General features: G+C 43.1%; 18 protein-coding genes and 1 pseudogene. 7 read left to right on the forward strand and 12 right to left on the reverse strand.

Features of this window, described 5'->3' with window-relative positions; all coding sequences use genetic code 11:
• Positions 1-11: 11 nt before the first annotated feature.
• The 4 genes from ACO1B7_RS00420 to rpiA all read right to left on the reverse strand — a co-directional run bounded on the left by ACO1B7_RS00420 (position 12) and on the right by rpiA (position 3568).
• Positions 12-761, reverse strand: coding sequence for a DUF6776 family protein (locus tag ACO1B7_RS00420; RefSeq protein ID WP_004279781.1), 750 nt, complete (start codon positions 759-761; stop codon positions 12-14).
• 77 nt (positions 762-838) lie between these two features.
• Positions 839-1894 carry an N-acetyl-gamma-glutamyl-phosphate reductase gene (argC, locus tag ACO1B7_RS00425; RefSeq protein ID WP_171057010.1) on the reverse strand — a complete coding sequence of 352 codons (1056 nt, stop codon included), beginning with the start codon at positions 1892-1894 and terminating at the stop codon, positions 839-841.
• Between the two features lie 183 nt (positions 1895-2077).
• Positions 2078-2758 carry a M48 family metallopeptidase gene (locus ACO1B7_RS00430; protein WP_004646782.1) on the reverse strand — a complete coding sequence of 227 codons (681 nt, stop codon included), beginning with the start codon at positions 2756-2758 and terminating at the stop codon, positions 2078-2080.
• Between the two features lie 138 nt (positions 2759-2896).
• A complete protein-coding gene (gene rpiA, locus ACO1B7_RS00435; RefSeq protein WP_004279784.1) occupies positions 2897-3568 on the reverse strand; it encodes a ribose-5-phosphate isomerase RpiA in 672 nt (223 codons plus the stop codon).
• Positions 3569-3672: 104 nt separating this feature from the next.
• Between rpiA and ilvA the strand changes: the two genes are divergently transcribed.
• The 3 genes from ilvA to ACO1B7_RS00450 all read left to right on the forward strand — a co-directional run bounded on the left by ilvA (position 3673) and on the right by ACO1B7_RS00450 (position 7370).
• Positions 3673-5211 carry a threonine ammonia-lyase, biosynthetic gene (gene ilvA / locus ACO1B7_RS00440; protein WP_004646781.1) on the forward strand — a complete coding sequence of 513 codons (1539 nt, stop codon included), beginning with the start codon at positions 3673-3675 and terminating at the stop codon, positions 5209-5211.
• Positions 5212-5376: 165 nt separating this feature from the next.
• Positions 5377-6033: a potassium channel family protein gene (locus ACO1B7_RS00445; protein ID WP_004646780.1), complete on the forward strand. Its 657-nt coding sequence runs from the start codon at positions 5377-5379 to the stop codon at positions 6031-6033.
• Complete coding sequence (locus tag ACO1B7_RS00450) at positions 6030-7370, forward strand: TrkH family potassium uptake protein (protein ID WP_004646778.1); 1341 nt, start codon at positions 6030-6032, stop codon at positions 7368-7370. The genes ACO1B7_RS00445 and ACO1B7_RS00450 overlap by 4 nt, the downstream gene beginning before the upstream one ends.
• A 70-nt stretch (positions 7371-7440) precedes the next feature.
• Here ACO1B7_RS00450 and ACO1B7_RS00455 read toward each other — a convergent pair.
• The 3 genes and pseudogenes from ACO1B7_RS00455 to ACO1B7_RS00465 all read right to left on the reverse strand — a co-directional run bounded on the left by ACO1B7_RS00455 (position 7441) and on the right by ACO1B7_RS00465 (position 12160).
• Positions 7441-8581 (reverse strand): annotated as a pseudogene (locus ACO1B7_RS00455) (phospholipase A).
• Positions 8582-8602: 21 nt separating this feature from the next.
• The gene (locus ACO1B7_RS00460) at positions 8603-11542 is read right to left on the reverse strand and encodes an insulinase family protein (protein WP_004646776.1); all 2940 of its coding nucleotides are present in this window, start codon (positions 11540-11542) and stop codon (positions 8603-8605) included.
• Positions 11543-11707: 165 nt separating this feature from the next.
• The gene (locus ACO1B7_RS00465) at positions 11708-12160 is read right to left on the reverse strand and encodes a GNAT family N-acetyltransferase (protein ID WP_005107150.1); all 453 of its coding nucleotides are present in this window, start codon (positions 12158-12160) and stop codon (positions 11708-11710) included.
• 276 nt (positions 12161-12436) lie between these two features.
• Here ACO1B7_RS00465 and ACO1B7_RS00470 point away from each other — a divergent pair, with 276 nt between their 5' ends.
• Genes ACO1B7_RS00470 through ACO1B7_RS00480 form a run of 3 tightly spaced genes read left to right on the forward strand, consistent with a single transcriptional unit; the run spans position 12437 to position 14398 of the window.
• A complete protein-coding gene (locus ACO1B7_RS00470; protein ID WP_423089675.1) occupies positions 12437-13441 on the forward strand; it encodes an adenosine kinase in 1005 nt (334 codons plus the stop codon).
• A 14-nt stretch (positions 13442-13455) separates the two neighbouring features.
• Positions 13456-13764, forward strand: a complete 309-nt coding sequence (locus tag ACO1B7_RS00475) for a Rieske (2Fe-2S) protein (RefSeq protein ID WP_004279797.1) — start codon at positions 13456-13458, stop codon at positions 13762-13764.
• Positions 13765-13783: 19 nt separating this feature from the next.
• Entirely contained in the window at positions 13784-14398 is a 615-nt protein-coding gene (locus tag ACO1B7_RS00480) for an OB-fold-containig protein (RefSeq protein ID WP_004279798.1), read from the forward strand.
• 66 nt (positions 14399-14464) lie between these two features.
• Here the strand turns inward: ACO1B7_RS00480 and ACO1B7_RS00485 are convergent, their stop codons facing one another.
• On the reverse strand, positions 14465-15136 hold the full coding sequence (locus ACO1B7_RS00485; protein WP_423089676.1) for a YidB family protein: 672 nt from the start codon (positions 15134-15136) through the stop codon (positions 14465-14467).
• Between the two features lie 105 nt (positions 15137-15241).
• Positions 15242-15712, reverse strand: coding sequence for a DUF6231 family protein (locus ACO1B7_RS00490; RefSeq protein WP_004279801.1), 471 nt, complete (start codon positions 15710-15712; stop codon positions 15242-15244).
• Positions 15713-15746: 34 nt separating this feature from the next.
• Here ACO1B7_RS00490 and ACO1B7_RS00495 point away from each other — a divergent pair, with 34 nt between their 5' ends.
• Positions 15747-16616 carry a DUF2797 domain-containing protein gene (locus tag ACO1B7_RS00495; RefSeq protein ID WP_004646770.1) on the forward strand — a complete coding sequence of 290 codons (870 nt, stop codon included), beginning with the start codon at positions 15747-15749 and terminating at the stop codon, positions 16614-16616.
• Between the two features lie 61 nt (positions 16617-16677).
• On the opposite strand, the gene ACO1B7_RS00500 is transcribed toward ACO1B7_RS00495, so the two are convergent.
• From ACO1B7_RS00500 to ACO1B7_RS00510, 3 genes are all read right to left on the reverse strand, one after another.
• Positions 16678-18543, reverse strand: coding sequence for a SurA N-terminal domain-containing protein (locus ACO1B7_RS00500; RefSeq protein ID WP_004646769.1), 1866 nt, complete (start codon positions 18541-18543; stop codon positions 16678-16680).
• A 130-nt stretch (positions 18544-18673) separates the two neighbouring features.
• Complete coding sequence (locus tag ACO1B7_RS00505; protein WP_004279807.1) at positions 18674-18946, reverse strand: HU family DNA-binding protein; 273 nt, start codon at positions 18944-18946, stop codon at positions 18674-18676.
• A 162-nt stretch (positions 18947-19108) separates the two neighbouring features.
• Entirely contained in the window at positions 19109-19582 is a 474-nt protein-coding gene (locus tag ACO1B7_RS00510; protein WP_423089677.1) for a phasin family protein, read from the reverse strand.
• Between the last annotated feature and the right edge of the window lie 45 nt (positions 19583-19627).

Here is a 19627-nt window from a genome sequence, read left to right on the forward strand (position 1 = left end):
ATATTTCACACTTAATTTGCATTTGCTTCGGTTTTCGGAATTTCTGACAAGGTGGCAGACTGATTTTCGACTGCTTTGCCCTGTTCCCAACTAAAACGACGAATCACAGGCTTGGCACCAGTAAGACGCACTTCAATAAATTCTGGTTTAAAGCCTTTCGGCATGGTCCAGCGGCCAGTGAGTCGCTCATAATTTTCAAAATTAAAGTTTTTATCTTCCAGTGGTACCACCAGAATTTCAGTCCCTTTAATCAGGCGCAGTTCCACACTACCTGAAGCACGACTTTTGCCTGGACTGACCTGAACCAGATCAATCTGGTATTCAAAGGCATTTTCGGGTAATGGTTTAATCGACAGGTTTTGAACCGCCAATGCCAAACCACCACGCTGACGCAAAATTTCGCGATAAATGGTTCCTACACTTTCAGCCTGCACCTGTTCATCACGTGCCTTGGTCATGGCCAGATACAGATCATTGGCGTTGCTGACAGCTAGATCACGCTCCTGAACCGCAGTATTCAGCGTCTTGTTCAGTGTTTCAAGACTGGCTTTCTGAGTCTGTACCACATCGACCAGTTGCTCTGCATCTGCATCATAACCCGCCGCAGTCAAACCCTGACGATGTCCTACGGTATATCCGAGTACGCCACTGCTTAAGATCAATACAGCCGCACCAATGGCCAAGGGCGTATTACCTTTCATGAATGGTTTCTTAGTCCCGGGTTCCTGAGGAAGCGTCGTATTTGACTCGTTATTCGGCATTTTGATCTCTTGTTTGCTTTAATCAAGACACACATTTAAATGCAAATCTAAATGTGTGTGAAGTTCTAATACGTTTTTTATGGTAATAAACCAATATTATTTAAGCCAGCGTCTTCAGCAAAACCAAACATCAGGTTCATGTTTTGTACAGCCTGACCTGCTGCCCCTTTTACCAGATTGTCTTGTGCAACCAGTACAACCAGTTTCGTTGGTTGTGGCTTATACAAGGCAATACGCAACTGATTCGCTCCACGCACTGAACGGGTTTCGGGTGAGCTACCCGCCGGCATAACATCGACAAATGCTTCATTGGCATAGAACTGCTCATATAGCGCTTGTAAATCTGCTGATTGGCCTGCTTCAGTTAAATCGATATAGATGGTCGACAACATACCACGAATCATCGGCACCAAATGCGGTACAAATAAAATATGATCAAACACATTTTTTTGACCTGAAATTTTTTCCAATGCTTCGACAATTTCAGGGTGATGACGATGACCCGCTACACCATAGGCCTTAAAATTATCGGAATTTTCAGAATAAATCATGCCCAGACTGGCTTTACGACCTGCACCTGATACACCAGATTTGGCATCGATAATAATGCTTTCAGGTTTCACCAATGCTTCAGCCGCTTTTAAGACCGGCGCCAGACCCAACTGAACTGTAGTTGGATAACACCCCGGATTCCCGATCACACTGGCCTTTTTAATTTCTTCACGATTTAGCTCAGATAAACCATAAACAGAATCTTTTAACAGTTCTGGACATGCATGTTGCATGCCATACCATTTTTCAAACTGTTCAAGATCTTGTAAACGAAAATCTGCCGCCAAGTCGATCACTTTGGTATTTGCAGCAACCAGCTCTTCGGCATGTTTCATTGCGACACCATGCGGCGTTGCAAAGAACACCACATCGCATGATTTTAATAAACCCAGACTCAAATCAGAAAATTTAAGATTGGTATGCCCGCGCAAGCTTGGGAACATGTCATCTACACGACGACCTGCTTCAGTACGTGATGTCAGTGCTGTTACATTTACATCTGGATGTCGTAGCAAAAGACGCAAAAGTTCAACGCCTGTATAACCCGTACCACCCACAATACCCACTGAAATCACGATGATTACCTCAAATAAATGTTTCCTTTATACAGCCTAGTATGACAGGAAGTTGAGGTTTTCTAAACCATTTCACTGGGGTTTGCTGGTTTTTTAATTGATCAGTAGGATAAGTCCGATTTTGATCATGAAACTTTTAATTTGCTTAGGCTATTTCAATAGAGTTATATGGACTTATTAATTATGGTTTTAGGCACCCCACCAATATGGCAACGGCGTATTTTTCAGCGTTATACGATGCTGCTGGAAATGCTGATCATGCTTAGCAACTTCTGCCCAAAAGCGTGGACTATGATCAAAATGCTTTGTGTGTACCAGTTCATGGACAGCGACATAATGCGTGACCTCTTCAGGAAATAATACTAGCGCACTATTCAGCATAATGTCATGTTTGGCCGAACAACTGCCCCACCGGGTTTTAGGTTGTCGAATACTGCAGTTTTTAAAAGGCAAATGACATTGCTGTGAGACAAGATTTAAATATGAAGGAAGCTGTTCTTTTGCGTAGGCAATCACGAAAGTTTTTAAATATTCTTCAGGATGTCGGTCACTGATGCAAAGCTGTAAATTTTTATGATCAAAAATGAAGTTGCTCTTCTGGCTTTGATAAGAAATTTGTACAGGTTCTTTTAGATTAAATAACCGCAGCTCAATCGGTAACGTCCGGTCAATATTTTCGATTTTTTCTTGCTGGGATTGCCAGGTTTTAATCAGCCAGCTTTCAGATTGTTCAATAAAATGCCGTATCTGTTTTTTGCTGCAAAAAACCGGGGCTGTGAGGCGAATCTGGGTCGCATCGACACGCAAACGTAACCGGGTTGAACGGACATTTCGGGTGATTTGGATTTCGGGTAGATCGGATAAGGTCATTATAGTTTTTTTAATCTCCCTAACCCCCTCTTTTTCAAAGAGGGGCTTTTAAAAGTCTCCCTTCTTGCACTTGTTTTAAAGCAGTGCTTCAAAACTTCGCTCAGGGAGATTTAGAGGGATTTTTTCTAGAAAGTTTAATTAAACCGCTGTACGCTCTTCAATTCCGTTATCAGTCGCGACAATGGCGATATCTGCTTTGTTGATCGCAAAGATACCGTTACATACCACGCCCGGAATATCGTTTAAGGTTTTTTCCAGTTCAAGTGCATTTAGAATATTCAGGTTGTACACATCTAAAATCACATTACCGTTGTCAGTGACCACACCTTCACGGTACGCAGGATCGCCACCTAAAGATACGATTTTACGCGCGACTGCAGAACGCGCCATTGGAATCACTTCTACAGGAAGCGGGAACTCACGCCCTAATTGTCCAACCCATTTAGAATCATCCACGATACACACAAATTTTTTCGCAATAGAGGCAACAATCTTTTCACGTGTCAGCGCTGCACCGCCACCTTTGATCATATGCATATGACGATCAATTTCATCTGCACCATCAACATAAGCATCCAGACCACTGACAGAGTTCATATCTACCACTTCAATGCCGAGTTTTTTCAAGCGTTGTGCAGTTGCTTCTGAACTGGCTACCGCAGCTTCCAATTGCAGCTCAGGCAATAAGTCAATTAAAAAGTTTACAGTACTGCCTGTACCTACGCCTAAAATGCCCCCTTTTGGCAAGTGTTTTAAAGCGGCTTTGGCTGCTGCTTGTTTTTTCTCATCTTGGGTTGCATATAGACTCATGGCTTCACTCAACTATTTTGGACTTTTGCAGCTTTTTTAAACCGCAAAGCCGTGTGGTTTGTTACAATAAGCCCCTATTTTAAACTGTTAGATGGAAAATTAACATGCTGTCTCGTTTGGTTCGACAAATTTTACAAGCAACGGTCTACGATGTTGCAATCGAAACTCCACTCGAAGCAGCGCCACGAATTAGCGAACGACTCAATAATAATATCCGCTTTAAACGTGAAGATTTACAACCGGTTTTTTCATTCAAGCTACGCGGTGCCTATAACCGTATTAGTCAATTACCGAAATCACAAATGGAACGTGGCGTTATTACTGCTTCAGCGGGTAACCATGCACAGGGCGTGGCACTCTCAGGGAAAAAGCTGGGTATTCGCGCGATTATTGTGATGCCTAAAACCACACCTGATATCAAGGTACAGGCGGTTAAGCGTCTTGGTGGCGAAGTGGTTTTGCATGGTGATTCATTTGATGTCGCCAACAAGTATGCGATTCAACGTGCCCAGGAAGATGGCATGACCTTCATTCCGCCTTATGATGATGAACTGGTGATTGCTGGCCAAGGTACGATTGCTAATGAAATCCTGCGTCAATGGCGCGATGTGGATTACGTGTTTGTCGCAGTTGGCGGTGGTGGCCTGATCGCAGGTGTTGCAGCGTATTTAGGTGATGTCGCACCCCACGTTAAAGTCATTCCAGTGGAATACGACGAATCTGCCTGTTTAAAAGCTGCTTTAGAAGCAAATGAACGTGTGATTCTCCCATCTGTGGGCTTGTTTGCTGATGGTACAGCGGTAGCCCAAATTGGTGAAAAACCATTTGATGTGATTCGTCTGCAAAAATCGGACAATTCTGGCCCAATCGTGGAACCGAATGTGGTGCTGGTGAATACGGATGAAGTCTGTGCAGCGATTAAAGACACTTATGACGAATGCCGTAGCATTGTAGAACCATCTGGTGCAATGGCTCTGGCAGGTATTAAAAAATACGTGGCTGAACATGGCATCGAAGGGAAGAACATGGTGTCGATTGTCTGCGGCGCCAACATGAACTTCGACCGTTTACGTTATATCGCTGAACGTACCGAACTGGGTGAACGCAAAGAAGCGATTTTTGCCGTGACCATTCCGGAACAGAAAGGTTCATTCCTGAGTTTCTGCCGTGCATTACAAGGCCGTAATATTACTGAATTTAACTACCGTGCCAGCGATGCTTCTGCTGCGCAAGTCTTTGTCGGCATCAGTCTGAAAAATGGCGAGAAAGAACGTCAGGAAATTTATGAAACCTTAAAGTTCCAGTATGACGTTGACGATCTGTCTGATGACGAAGTGGCCAAACTGCATATCCGTTACCTGATCGGTGGTCATGCCGATATTGAAAATGAGCGCCTGTTCCGCGTGGAATTCCCGGAGCGTCCTGGCGCTTTACTGATGTTCCTGGAACGTCTTGGCCCAACCCATAATATCACCCTGTTCCACTACCGGAACCACGGCGCTGCTGAAGGACGTGTTCTGGTGGGTCTTGAAGCAACCGATGCACAACAGAATCCGGATGGCTTGATCGAAACTCTCGAAACCATTACCTATCCATATCAGGAAATTACCAATAATCTGGGTTATCAACGTTTCTTGAAGTAATTCTTTCAAACATAAACCGCCTTTCGAGGCGGTTTTTTTATGTCCGGCTGAATGAAAATGTATGAAGTATTTATGTAAGGCCAGATAGCTGAAAACTATAAAAATCTTTAAGATACATACTTAGACATGAACTGATTTGAAATAAAAAGATTTAAGGAAATATGCATGGCATTATTTGCAGTCATTGGGCTGGGCAGCTTCGGTGCAACAGTGGCGACTCAACTGATCAGCCTGAAACATGATGTGATTGGAATCGATCTCGATAAAAAATATGTGGAAAATATTTCCGATCAGCTCACCCATGCGGTCATTGCCGATGCAACCGATGAGCATGTCCTGGATGAACTGGATATCCAGCGCTGTGAAGCGGTCGTAGTCGCAATTGGTGAAGATATTGAAGCCAGCATTCTGTGTGTACTGCATCTGAAAAATATGGGTGTAAAGAAAATTTGGGCCAAAGCCAAATCCAAAGCCCACCATATGATTTTGACCCATCTGAACGTCGAAAAAATTATTCACCCAGAAGAAGATATGGGCGTCCGTGTGGCACAATCACTCAGCTACCCGATGGTTAGCCGTTATATGTCACTTGAAGATGATCACTATATTGTCAAGATCGAGATTCATGCAGATCATCATGGTACACCGTTGAATCAGTTGATGAAGCATATACCTGAAATTACCACCTTATTACATAAACGCGGATCTACGCTGCAATACCACGTAGATGCCAATCAGATTCTTCAAGAAGGCGACATTTTACTGGTTGAAGGATTGCTGGAACCTTTGCGCCGTCTTGCTAAATATTTTAAACATTTATGAAAAGTTCTGATTTAAAGCAACACAGGACGATTAACCTCAGTCCTCCGAGCTTACTGGCTTTGGGTTTTCTCGGATTAATTCTGATCGGCTCACTGCTATTGATGCTGCCTATTGCACATCATGGAGAAATCAGCTGGCTGGAGGCGATTTTTACAGCAACTTCTGCTGTGACCATTACCGGGCTATCGGTGGTGAATGTCGGTGAAGCCTATACCGTATTTGGTCAAATCGTGATTATGTTTTTGTTGCAATGCGGCGGCTTGGGTTTTATGACCTTTGCCATTCTGGCAGTGATGAGTCTGGCACCGCAACTGGGGCTAAAACAACAAGTCATGGCACAGGAGTCCATTGGACAAACTAGTCTGAAAAAAGTCAGTTTTACCATTAAAGCCGTGTTTTTATATTCTCTATTCTTTGAAGCGATCGGCACGCTGATTCTGACCTTGTCCTGGCTTAAAGAATATCAATTCACTGATGCATTATTTTATGCAGCCTTTTATAGTGTCTCCGCTTTTAATAATGGTGGATTTTCACTATTTCCAAATAGCTTGATGAGTTTTTCAGGGCAATATCTGATTACCTTTACCATCAGTATGTTGTATATCATTGGCGGTATCGGTTTTCTGGTGCTGATGGACGTCAAAGAACATAAGCGCTGGCGTAAGTTGAGTACCAACAGCAAGCTAATCCTCTCAACGATTCTGGGTCTGAACCTAAGTGCTTTTATCGTACTTTGGCTACTAGAGGCTTCCAATCCACACACCTTGGGTCTCATGAGTTTGGGCGATCAGGCCGTGAATGCCTGGTTCCATGCCACCGTTCCCCGCTCTTCAGGTTTTAATAGCTTGCCAATGGAACAAATGAGCGATGCATCCAGTCTCGTTACCATGCTGCTCATGTTTATCGGGGGCGGCTCCTTAAGTACGGCGGGCGGCATTAAGGTCGGTACGTTTATTATTGTGGTCATCAGCGTAATCAGTTTTTTAAGACGCGAAGATGAGATCCGGCTGTTTAATCACTCTATTCCTGAAAAAACTACGTTTAAAGCATTGGCCGTCGTGTGTATTACTGCAGCATTGATCATGATGGGTTTTATGAGCTTATTAATCCTGGAACCTGAGCAGGATTTTCTGGATCTGTTGTTTGAAGCCGTGTCTGCGGCCTGTACCGTCGGTTTGTCCCGAGGGGTAACAGAGGAACTACAACCTGCCAGTTTGATTATTCTAATGCTGTTAATGTTCGCAGGGCGTCTAGGGCCACTGACGCTTGCTTATTTTATTGCGACTCCGAAAAAGAGTCGTCTCAAACATCCGCCTTCAGAAATCCAGATTGGCTAATCTATCTATAAAAAAACCATGCAGCGGCATGGTTTTTTATTTTCATTCCAAGATGTTTAAAGTTGGAATCCTAGAACCAGTTCATCAAGGAAACACCTAAACCGACATACGTGGCACGATGGTTATAATCAATCAGGCTTTCTCCGTAACCATCAAAAAGCTGGAATTGGCCACGCAAACGCCCACTGATCGGGAATGACCAGTCGAACTGTACCGCTCCACGGTTTTCATCTCCACCTTTTAAGGTATGTCGTAGCATCAATGAAAAATCATGCTCCTTATAACGATAAAATGCGGTCATGTCTCCACGGCCAATATAGTTCTTGATCTCTGGATTGTTATCGTCTTCTCGCTTCTCTTCAAAGCGATACCAAGGACGAACCATCAAGGCAAAATTGTCTTTTTCAAAACCAAGATTCAGCATCACCCGATTCCAGCTACGTGATAACGGATCAGAACGACCATTGGACTGATGATTGATGGTCAATCCCAACATACGCCAATTCAGACCCAAAAGATCATAATTGGTACGGAAAATCAAACTGGCTTCGGGTTCATAGTTGGTCTCCACGAAACGGACGTGATTCTTCCGAGTTATACACCTGCCAACGCGAAGACTGAGTATAACCAAGCCAGAGATCGCCATTATCTCCCAAGATATTTTCAACCGCCTTGGTCTTTAAAGACAGTTGAAACTTAGCTTCAGTTGAGGTGAGATTCTGTTTCTCTGTCTCTATATTGTTGGGATTTTCACTCTCGGGTAATTCATTCTTGTTTGATGTCCAGAAACCTGGCATCAAATACACCGGCTGATAAGAACGAATGTTCCAGGTGCCTAATTTACTTTCCGGAGAGAGTTCCCAGCGGCTATCCAGCAAAGACAGATTCGGCGTCAGCTTTGATCCTTCAGAAGCGTAAATATTGGAAACAGTCTGACCAATTTTCGCTTTTAAATTGTCGGGTTCAGGCGCAATTTCTGCTGCTGCACGACGTTCAGAAACGATTGCAGGCTTATCAGTAACCGGAATTTTAAATAAAGTATCATAACAGGCCAGACGCTCTGCACTAATTTCCAGTGCAGCACAGGCTTCAGCCGTTGCCGGCGTGGGACTGTTGACTACTGTTTCTTCCGCATTCACTTGCGTCCCAACTGCACAGCCCAGCAACACGCTCAGCTGTAGAGTTGAGCGCTTAAACGAATTAAGCGCCATCCCTTATCCTCTTTTTTTTATTTATAGAACTTGTTGAATTACAAAACCAAGCTGCTCCAGCATTTCACGTTTTGCCACTGGTGCCACAACGGCTTTCGTCGCCTGCTGCTCGACCAGATAGGTCTGTGCAACACGCTGCAAATCATCCAGTGTGACATTCAATAAACGTTCACGTAATTTTTTACGGAACGCTGGCGTACGTTGATGCAAGTAGGAATAACATGCAGTAATGGCTTCGCCTGCCGGTGAGCCTGGTTTATCCATACTGGCAATCAGCCCCAGAATGGCTTCTTCCAGTTGATGCGGCTGTTGTGGTGCATTGAGTAACCACTGAATACTCGCATCAAAATCCTGGAAGGTTTCTGCCAGACGTGGGTCACGGTAGCTGTAGAAACGGAACGAACAGGCATTGCCGTCATAGCTCGCACCACCACCATAGGCACCGCCTTTTTCACGAATGGCGCTGTGCAGGAAGCCATTACGCAAATAACCCGCTAGTACCATCAAGGCAGCAGCATCAGGGTGTGAGACTTCAACTGCCGGATAAGCAGCCGCACAGAATTGGACATTGGCTTGAATCAACCAGGCTTCGTGCTGATCATGGGTTACTTTTTCGACTTGAGTCAATGCAACCGGTGCTGGATCAACAGCAAGTTTGTCCCAGACATTCTGAATTTCTTCGATCAGATGCTCAGACTGCGGCTCTTCACAGACTAACAGGAATTGCTTTGGTGCTTGCAACAAGACCCGATGAATCCGTTTTAATTCATCAATCAGCAGATCATATTCAGCCGGATCTTTTTCGATCTTAGACACCAGCTCGATCAGCCAGTTCAATGCACCCAAACCGGTATTGTGATAATCACGCAAAGCCAATGCACTATGCTGACGTGAAGCCGTTTGCATTGCATAGCTATGTCCAGAACCAGAAATACGTGACTGCCAGCGCGTTTTACGCTGTTGTAACAGTTCAACAATACGGTCTTTCTCATCAAAACGAAGCTGTTCAAAACCGATCTTTAACAGACGAATTGCATCCAGATGATTCACCAAAGATTTGGTGGTCAACGTCAACCAGGCAGTAATTTTGTTTTTGTCATCGACTTTAGAACGCAAAGATGCGCCCATGCCCAGACCGCCACTTACCGCTGTTTGCAGTTGCTGGAACTCAAGATAATCATACTCACCCGCACCAACTTCACCCATCAGGATCGACAGCAGGTTAAAGTAAGGCGACTGCACCACTTCATCCGGAATATTGACCAGAACCTGTTGATAATAAATCCCATTGGTGCCGGCATGATACAGGTTCAACGGCGTATCAACACGGTTACAGATAATCTCACGCAACTGGCCTTGAACAATTTGCAATTCCGCAGGGACATCTTCCAGACCGACTTTCGGCAATAAGTTCAAGTCATCCGGCGTGTCCTGACGAACATTCAATGCTTCAGTCTGGGCAATAATTTCAGCTTTTTGTTCTTCAGTCAGATTCTTTCCAATTTCGGCTAGACGCGCTTTTTCATCAGCCGCTTCTTTGGCAGATTTGGTCGCATCGGGAACCAGTGTCAGTTGGACACGATGTGGGTTATCCAGCAGATGCTCTTTGATCAGATTGGAAAGCCACATCGGATCTTGCAGCTCTTCCTTAACTGCGGCAATCGCAGAATCCACATCCCAAACTTCAACCGGATCACGGTGATGAATCGCGCTGCCCAGACCGCTCAGAATCAGGCTCAAACCATACGGCGTACCATCACCATTGATTTCACGCTGATGCAATTCAATTTGATGCAGGATCGCATCGACCATGTTCTGATCAACCGGTTTAGAGGCAACATCTTCTAGAACCTTAAACACACCATTTTTAAATTCTTCTGCATGTTCAGGATTTGAACCCTGCACCGCACAGTAGAAAGTCATTTCAAAATTAGAATCATCCACGCCCATGAATGGACCTGTTGCATCTGCATAACCACACGTTTCCAGATAATGACGCAGTGGTGATGCTGAATCTTCAAGCAGAATCCCTTCAACTAAACGCATGCCCAAACGCAGTTTAATGTCACTAGCTTCCGGCAATAACCATGACAGCACATGATAGGTCTTGTCCTGTAGATCTTCGGCATCGACCGCATAGCTGTCGGTAACCGTCAATGGTGCAGTCAAACGGGTTTCAGGTGTTGGATACAGCGTCTGACCTTTTTCAAATTTGGATAATGCCAGATGTTCAAACTGCTCTTGCAATTCAAATGCTGTTTTATTGCCAAAGGTCATGAAGACTGCATTACTTGGATGGTAATGTGACTTATAGAAATCTACTAACTCTTGGTAAGTCAGGTCAGGAATATCTTTAGGATCACCACCAGAATTATAATGATAGGTGGTATGCGGATATAAATGATGCGCCAGCGTGTGATACAGCTGGTCTGAAGGCGAACTCATCGCACCTTTCATTTCATTAAAAACTACGCCTTTATAGACAGGCTCGCCATTTTCCAGCTCAATGCGAATGCCTTCCTGGGCAAAATCCAATGGATTCAGGTTCGCAGCAAATGCTGCATCCATATACACTTCGAGCAGGTTCTGGAAATCTTTACTATTTTGGGTCGCAAATGGATACGCAGTCCAGTCAGCCGCAGTAAAGGCATTCATGAAAGTATTCAATGAACGGCGAATCATCAGGAAGAATGGATCACGCACCGGGAATTTTTCTGAACCACACAGCGCAGTATGTTCCAGAATATGTGCTTCGCCTTTAGAATCCATCGGCTGGGTACGAAACGCCACCAGAAAGACATTTTCGTCGTGATTGGTCGCCAGATGATAATGCGTGGCGCCAGTCACTTTATGTTTATATTCAGACACGAAAATGTCTAAAGCTTCAACATGTTGTTGACGTACCAACTGAAACGCAGGATGTACAGTTTGAGAAATGGTTTCAGTGACATCTACAGTCATGCGATCTCCTAATGCTTTAATTAAAATAACTAAGCGCATTATAGCTTTAGTTATCTGAATTATTCACGTTGAAAACCGAGGATTTTGATCGAATTAAGTAAACTTGATCATTTGAAAATTAAATCATCAAATTTACTTCCTGCATCTAGATAAGTATTTACAAGCTTAAGAAATCAGATATTTAAAATAGTTATAGCTTGGATTGTTTTCCACAAATACATAATTCTGCTTTTGATAAAAACTGGCGGCCAGTCGGGTATCTGTTTGTAAGCATAAAGCCGAATAATGCGGACGTGCCAATTGCTCTAGGTAAGCCAAAAGCTGTTTGCCTACGCCATGCTGACGATATTTCGGATGCACATAGAAACGGCGTACCCGACCAATGCGGTCTTCAATGCCATTATCTCCCCATTGCTGGTTTAAGCCGCCACAGGCAACCAGTTTCTTGCCATCATGCGCCACCACCAGATATTCATTGGCGTGGCTAAAGCAGTTTTTCCCGGTGCGATATTCTTCTATTAACTTATCTACCAAATTATAGCCTTCTTTACGTGCCAGAGTTGCCAGTGTTTCGATCTGATCCGGGAGTTGTTCGGCTGTTACAATTTTAATATTCATATACGCACACTATTTGAAATTGTTGTGAAGAATGACAGTTGCCAAGCGACTTAAAGTATCATGCCAGGAGCGATATCTCTTTATAAATAAAATGTGATCCTTAAATCAATGCTGCAGCGCACCAGTGCACAAAAATAAGTCAGTTTTTAGACCAAAGATAGCTGCTGAACAAAATACAGCATTTTTGAAAAATATTTGAAAATGATTCAGCAAACTACAGCAATCCCAAGCAATCGTGTAAACTTAGGACTTTCATTTTTAATGTGATATTTGAACATGGCAACTGTTGATCTTTTTGCGATTGGTAATGCGCTGATTGACCAAGAATTTAAAGTTTCTGATGACTTTTTAACTGCACATCACTTGCAAAAAGGCACCATGCAACTTGCAGATGGTGAGACTCAGGTCACTCTTTATCAAAATCTTCAAGCGACTCAAGTGTATAAGGGTCAGGCTTCAGGCGGTTCAGCAGCCAACACTACCGTGGCATTTTCTGCGCTCGGTGGTTCTGCATTTTATGGCTGTCGTGTCGGAAATGACGAACTGGGGCACATCTACCTGAAGGGTTTGAATGATGCAGGTATTAAGACCACCACCCAATCGATCAGTGAAGGCGTAACAGGGACATGTATGGTTCTGGTCAGCCCTGATTCTGAACGTACCATGCATACTTATCTGGGTATTACGGCCGAACTGACTGATCAACAAATTGATTTCAGCGCACTAAATAGCGCGAAATGGCTATATCTCGAAGGTTATTTATCAACTTCTGACACAGCACGTCATGCCGTACAACAAGCACGTGATATTGCCCGTGCCAATGGCGTTAAAATTGCCCTAACTTTATCTGATCCTGCCATGGTGCAATACGCGCGTGCCGGTTTGGATGAAATGATTGCAGATGGTGTAGACTTGCTGTTATGTAACCAGCAAGAAGCGCTGATGTATACAGAAACAGATAATCTTGAGGCAGCCCTGCTTAAATTAAAAACAATCAGTCAGCACGTTGTCATTACATTGTCAGCTGAAGGCGCACTGATTTCGGATTATCAAAATACATTTACTGTTCCTGGCCGTAAAGTGCCTGCAGTAGATGCCAACGGTGCCGGTGATGCTTTTGCCGGGGCTTTCCTGTACGGATTGAATGCTAATTTGGGTCTTCAAGCTGCGGCTGAACTGGCGATTCTCATTTCGAGCCAAGTGGTTTCACAATTTGGTCCGCGCCTGGCAGTTGAAGACTATGCGGCATTATTACAAGACTTTCAAAAGGAATGTGCTTAATGTTTAAAATCTGCATGACCGAAGACGTTCCAGAGCGCGAAGCACGCTCTTTTGAGCTTCCTGATGGAGACAATATCTTTATCACACAGCGTGACGGTGCCTTCTATGCCTATCAAAACCTGTGTCCGCATTTGCAGGTTGAACTGGAATTTCTGGAAAACCAGTTTTTGGATCGTGATCAGGAATTTATTGAATGCTCCACGCATGGCGCCTTGTTTCTGGTAGAAAGCGGTGAATGCATTTCTGGGCCTTGCCAAGGTCAAGCACTTGAAAAAGTAGAGATTACCGTGCATTCTGATGGTGGAATTTACCTCTCAGAATAAGACGAAAACGGACTTCACCATGCCTGCATTTTTTCTAGACTATAACCTGATGCCTTTTCATCTGAGTTTATTGGCGATTATTCTGTTTGGTGTGGTGAAAACCATTGGTTTCTATTTTGGACTCAGACCCAGCAAGTTTCTGCAAAAAATTTCACCTTATGACTTTCAGCAGATGGATCTACTAAACGTCAAATTCTCCAAAACTTTGATTGTGTTTTTCTTCCTGATGAATTTTAGCTTTGCCGGCTATGTTTTACAGTTCCTGATCTATTCTCAGGAATTTAAATTTCTGCCTGCCTATTATCTGATTATTCCAGCTTTGATCATTGCGACTTTTTTTACTATTTTTATGATTCACTGTCTGGATCAGGTCATTCCCCCTAAATATAAAAAGAACAATGTCAATCTACTTGGTCGTCTGGCGACGATTTCCAGTGGCAATGCCCGTCCCGGATTTTCTGCTCAAGCACGGGTACGGGATGAGTATGGGCAACTGCATTATGTACAGGTAGAACCTGAGTTTGGTGAACTCGGTTTTCAGTCGCAGATTATCCTGATTCGCATGAGAAAATCTCATTATGTTGCCAAGAAAATTTGTAAATCTAATCAGCTGTTCAGCATGAATCTAGATTAAATTCTAAATCATTTGATAGTTATTAAAAAATCCCGACAGATATCGGGATTTTTTTAATGTTTAGATTTATTTTTTAAGAAGTCCTGAAACCATATTCAATACATTTTGAATATCATTATTGGCTTCTTGCTTACTGGTCTGCTCACCTTGTGGAGTAAGCGAATCAATAATCTGCGGCAAGATCTGTGAAATCGCACTATACACATCCTGCTTCGGTGCATGGGTTTGTTGTGCAACTGCTTCAACTTCCTGATCATCAAACAGGTTTTGCACCTGCTGCGGATCAACATTGGCATTTTCACCGGGGCCGGTCGACACCCAATCATCGACCTGGCTATTGAGCCCCTGTCCTTTTAGCTTGTCTAATGCACCCTGTAAACCGCCCTGTTTTTGAATCCAGGCCAGCACTAAAGGCAGTACTGCAATCAATAAGGTTTTACCAGTAGAACCACCCAATCCTGAACGAGGCTGAGCAGTACCTTGAGTACCACTACCACCGAACTGACTTATTACTGAACCTAAAATTGCCCCCAGACCATTTTGTCGAGTCTGCTGGCCGGTTTGATTTTGCTGGTTTTGAGTATTTTGATTTTGCTGAGAATTTGACTGGTTTAAATGCCCTAGCACAGACCCCAGGATATCTGCCAAGCCACCTTGTTGTGAGGACTTTTGCTGCGACTGCCCACCACCCAATGCCTGCTTTGCTAATATTTCCACAATACTACTCAGGTTTGTCATGTCCTATATCCTATGTGCATCTTAATTACAGAATACGGCCTGCCCTCATATTGTCTAGGCAAGATTGTGTTAATATTTGCAATCTTGGTTAAGCAGGTTTTCGGTTTACCAGCGAAATTTATCCCAGTTTTCCGGATTAGCCCAAAATTTGGAGTTAAACCAGTCTGGCACGTGCTTATAGGTTAAAATATTAAACTGCCACAGCGCAAAATCGGCCTCATGTGTGGTCTTGTCAATCAGCTGGGTAAATCCTAAAGCTCTCAATAACTTTTCATTTTGCAGCCGGCTGATCACCACTAGCCGTTTGGCAAACAAATCACGTAATTTCACCAGAATTTGACTCATGATCTGTTCAGACAAATGTTCTGTTTCTGCAGTATCCAGCATCACCACAGCCAAGTCATAACGTTGCTGAAAAGGCAGATTTAAAAAGTCAGATACGCTAAAATAGGACCATTGAATAGCTGGCTGAAACTGGACTTGGCTCAAGTCCTGCCCAATACAAATAGCAGTATGAATTGGCTGTTCCTGTGCGAAATCGTCTAGCATTGAAGTAATGACATTCTGCTCAGCCATAACTGCATCCTTATGATTTAAGTGAGTAATTTTTATGGAACTTCAGGGCATTTGTCATAAAATGCACGTCGGCCTCAAGGACCTTAGTGTAACTGATCAACAGATACAGCGGGCAAATGTTGAATATAAATTAATTTTAGATCGTGCAGAAATTGATCTTCCGTTTAATTTAGGCCAAGAAATCGAGATTGAATGGACCGGTAATATTTACTGCGTGTCTTGTGGCAACAAAACTTCCAAATCATTTTCGCAAGGTCACTGTTTTAAATGTTTTAAAACCAATGCTTCATGTGATATGTGCATCATGAAGCCAGAGACGTGCCATTATCATTTGGGCACTTGCCGCGAAGATGAATTTGCACAGAATGTCTGCTTCCAACCACATATTGTCTATCTGGCCAATTCCAGTGCATTAAAGGTCGGCATTACCCGTACCAGCCAAATGCCGACTCGCTGGCTTGATCAGGGTGCCTCCCAAGCCCTGCCGATTATGAAAGTGGGCTCACGTCGTCTTTCCGGAAAGCTTGAGGTCATGTTTGGTACGCAGGTTGCTGATAAAACTGACTGGCGCAAGCTACTGAAAGGTGAAGCAGAACCATTGAACCTGATTGAAGTGCGTGAACAACTGCTGGAAGAATTTGCGCCTAAAATTCAAAGCATTCGCGAAGAATTTAATCAGAATCTAGAATTTAATGAAAATATTGAAGTATTGGAAGATGAATTCGCACGAGAGTTTATTTATCCGGTAGAACAATATCCGGAAAAGATTAAATCGCATAATCTGGATAAAACTCCTGTGATTCGTGGCAAATTACAAGGCATCAAGGGCCAGTATTTAATTCTGGATACTGGCGTGATTAATATGCGCAAATATACCGGTTATCAACTGATTATTCGTGCTTAAACCATTATTTGCCTAGAAAACAAAAAACCAGCCCGCAGGCTGGTTTTTTTATACAACAATTTTATTTGATTTTTGCCTGAGATTTCAGGTAACGCGTATAGTCATCAAATTCCTGCTGACCACGAAGTTGCTGATATAACTTCACCAACTCACTACGCTGTTCTGCACTTAATACATCCACCGGATTTTTCTTCACTTCTGATACCGCAACCACAACCAGTTCATTCGGCATTTTCGCTGTGGTCACTGACCAATGGCCTGCTTTTGGTGTCGGCAGACTAAAGGCCGCACGCTGTACATCACGTTTTAGTAAACCTTCAGCACGTGTGTAAACGCCAGCATCTTCAAAGATCAAATCACCTTTCGCCACTGCTGCAGCCGGTTTGGTTTTGAACTCATCCAAAGCTTTCTGAATTTTTGCTTTTGCCAAAGCAGCTGCCTTGTCTTCAATCAACTGAGCCTTAACACGGGGTTTTGCTTCTGCCAATGTTTGTTCGCCGGCTGCATGATAATTACGCACCTTTATCCAGGCTACATCACCATTGGCTAACTGAATGCTTGATGAAGCATTACGATCACCATTTTTAACATCGTCATTAAACAATTTGACTTTGAGGTTAGCATCGCTCAGCACAGGATCACGGGTCGAAAGTGTTACACCTTGGGCTTTCTGGACTTGTACACCTTTAACTTCCTGTGTAACGACATCCAGAGAATCACTTCCTACCACCATATCATTTAGCGTATTGACCGTATCAGAGAATGCATTGGATTTTTTAGCAGCCAAGGCTTCTTCAGACAAACGTGCTTTTTGTGATTCAAAAGAAGGAACTGCAACATCTGGTGTTTGCACAGAAATGATGTGGTAACCATAATCTGTTTTCACTGGTGCAGACACCTGACCCGATTTTAAAGAACTAACCGTCTGATCAAATGCAGTACCAAATACACCTTCTTCATAAACGGCAAGCGCGCCACCTTTAGACTTAGATTCAGGGTCTTCAGAATATTGTGCTGCTGCCTGAGCAAAAGTAGTACCGGCTTTAATTTTGGCTGCAATATCGGTCGCCAGTTTTTTTGCTTCAGCATCACTACGACTGTCCGCCGTAATTAAAATATGCTTCACATCTGGTTTAACTGTCTGTTTTTGTGTTGCAACAAAGGCGGTATAGGCTTCCTGAAGCTCAGCCTCTGTAACCGCTAAACTCTCCACCTGAATATCGCTTGGCTTTAACACCACATAGTCGACATCTACACTGGTCGGCTGTTTAAATAGCGTTTTGTGTTTTTCATAATAAGCAGCAATATCTGCATCCGTCACTTTGACATCTTTTTTATAGCTGTCCAGATTAATGCTGGAAATATGAATATGACGTTGTTCAGTTTGTAAATCGGCAATCTGCTGCATTTCGACTGGGCTTACCAGTGGATAATCCAGGAAAGTCGATGACAGCATCTTCAGCGCATGATCTTTACGTAAACTTTCAATCAAAGCGCGATTGGTCATGCCAATTGATTTTAGATAATTTTCATATAAAGCATTCGAGAACTTGCCATCTTGCTGGAAAGTAGGCTGCTGAGCAATCATCTGTTCAATTTGCTGGTCACTCAGACTGATCCCTAATTCTTCAGCCTGTTGCAGCAATAAAGTACGTGCAACCAGAGTATCCATGGCTTTCTGGTCAATGAAGCTTTGATTCAGTAAAGTTTCATCCCCATTGGCATAACTGAGATATTGTTCTTTAAATGATTTGGTCAGTGACTCTAATTCTTTTTGAGATATTTCAGTCCCGTTCACTGATTTTGCCGCATCAGAGTTTCCGCTGCTAAAATATCCTTCAATACCTACAAGTGCTAACGGGGTCAAAAACAGAACGAGCAAGACTTTGCCCAACCAACCCTTAATAACTTTACGAAAAGCTTCCATAAGTATTCCAATATTTTATTTGCAAAGGATTTTAACCGAAAATACCCATTGAATGAATGTGTTAATCATCACAATTAAATTTATCAATAAAAAACGCGCCAAAGAAGGCGCGTTTCGTCGCTGGGTAAGCTTAAGCTACAGCGTCTTTTAAGCCTTTACCTGCTTTGAAGCTAGGTACTTTGCTTGCTTTGATCTCAAGAGTAGCACCAGTTTGTGGGTTACGGCCAGTACGTGCAGCGCGTTCTTTCACACCGAAAGTACCAAAACCCACTAAAGTTACTGTATCACCCGATTTTAAAGCTTCAGTAACAGAAGCAATTGTAGCATCTAAAGCTTTACCTGCGTCAGCCTTAGATAATCCCCCTTTTTCTGCAATTGCATCAATTAATTCTGATTTATTCATGAAGATTACGTCCTCTTAATATCGTTTATTTAAGGTTCAAGAATTGGTTTAACATGCCATAACGCCTTTATAGCAATGCTTTAGGTATAAACGCAATACTTAAGAACCTCTTTTTTTTCAAAAAATATGCGAAAAAAACATTGAATAATAAATAAAGTCATTTTATTTAAGTTTTTTCGGCAATTCTTCTTTCATTTTTTCTTGTTCCGCAGTCAACTGATCAACCTTGGCATGCAACTGGAGAATTAAACGTTCCAAATACTGTACATCCTTCAGTGTGACTAATCCTATACGATTCAATGAGTGATGAACAGAGTTGTCGATTAATTTTTCCACTTTGTCTTTGGTGTCTGTGACCGACTCTTTGGCTTTTTCTGAAACCTTCTCTACAGTTTGATCGGCAATATCTGCAGTTTTAGATTCAAGTTCTTCCCCGACCTTGACCAGCGAGTCAAACAGTTTATTGCCTTCCTCTTCTGCACGTGAAAATGCCCCAAGTCCAGCCAACCAGATCTGTTTGGTGTATTTACGAAAATCAAGAACCGATTTGCGCTCCGAGGCAGATTTAGACTTGGCTTTCAGCATTTTCTCATTCGAAGCTTCAGCTGAGTCTTGTGCTGTTTTTGACTTGTCCATGTGCACGGCTCCTGTTTGTTTTCTGCGCAATTATTATAAATTATT

The sequence above is a fragment of the Acinetobacter lwoffii genome (assembly GCF_049367455.1).
Lineage (GTDB): Bacteria > Pseudomonadota > Gammaproteobacteria > Pseudomonadales > Moraxellaceae > Acinetobacter > Acinetobacter lwoffii_W.

Bases quoted from the DNA above. Each gene is read 5' to 3' on its own strand.
- ACO1B7_RS00445 (WP_004646780.1), top strand. From the start codon at position 5,377: ATGGCATTATTTGCAGTCATTGGGCTGGGCAGCTTCGGTGCAACAGTG.
- ACO1B7_RS00480 (WP_004279798.1), top strand. From the start codon at position 13,784: ATGCCTGCATTTTTTCTAGACTATAACCTGATGCCTTTTCATCTGAGT.
- ACO1B7_RS00470 (WP_423089675.1), top strand. From the start codon at position 12,437: ATGGCAACTGTTGATCTTTTTGCGATTGGTAATGCGCTGATTGACCAA.
- ACO1B7_RS00485 (WP_423089676.1), bottom strand. From the start codon at position 15,136: ATGACAAACCTGAGTAGTATTGTGGAAATATTAGCAAAGCAGGCATTG.
- ACO1B7_RS00475 (WP_004279797.1), top strand. From the start codon at position 13,456: ATGACCGAAGACGTTCCAGAGCGCGAAGCACGCTCTTTTGAGCTTCCT.
- ACO1B7_RS00450 (WP_004646778.1), top strand. From the start codon at position 6,030: ATGAAAAGTTCTGATTTAAAGCAACACAGGACGATTAACCTCAGTCCT.
- ACO1B7_RS00495 (WP_004646770.1), top strand. From the start codon at position 15,747: ATGGAACTTCAGGGCATTTGTCATAAAATGCACGTCGGCCTCAAGGAC.
- ACO1B7_RS00420 (WP_004279781.1), bottom strand. From the start codon at position 761: ATGCCGAATAACGAGTCAAATACGACGCTTCCTCAGGAACCCGGGACT.
- ACO1B7_RS00505 (WP_004279807.1), bottom strand. From the start codon at position 18,946: ATGAATAAATCAGAATTAATTGATGCAATTGCAGAAAAAGGGGGATTA.
- ACO1B7_RS00490 (WP_004279801.1), bottom strand. From the start codon at position 15,712: ATGGCTGAGCAGAATGTCATTACTTCAATGCTAGACGATTTCGCACAG.
- rpiA (WP_004279784.1), bottom strand. From the start codon at position 3,568: ATGAGTCTATATGCAACCCAAGATGAGAAAAAACAAGCAGCAGCCAAA.
- ACO1B7_RS00430 (WP_004646782.1), bottom strand. From the start codon at position 2,758: ATGACCTTATCCGATCTACCCGAAATCCAAATCACCCGAAATGTCCGT.
- ilvA (WP_004646781.1), top strand. From the start codon at position 3,673: ATGCTGTCTCGTTTGGTTCGACAAATTTTACAAGCAACGGTCTACGAT.
- ACO1B7_RS00500 (WP_004646769.1), bottom strand. From the start codon at position 18,543: ATGGAAGCTTTTCGTAAAGTTATTAAGGGTTGGTTGGGCAAAGTCTTG.
- ACO1B7_RS00465 (WP_005107150.1), bottom strand. From the start codon at position 12,160: ATGAATATTAAAATTGTAACAGCCGAACAACTCCCGGATCAGATCGAA.
- ACO1B7_RS00510 (WP_423089677.1), bottom strand. From the start codon at position 19,582: ATGGACAAGTCAAAAACAGCACAAGACTCAGCTGAAGCTTCGAATGAG.
- ACO1B7_RS00460 (WP_004646776.1), bottom strand. From the start codon at position 11,542: ATGACTGTAGATGTCACTGAAACCATTTCTCAAACTGTACATCCTGCG.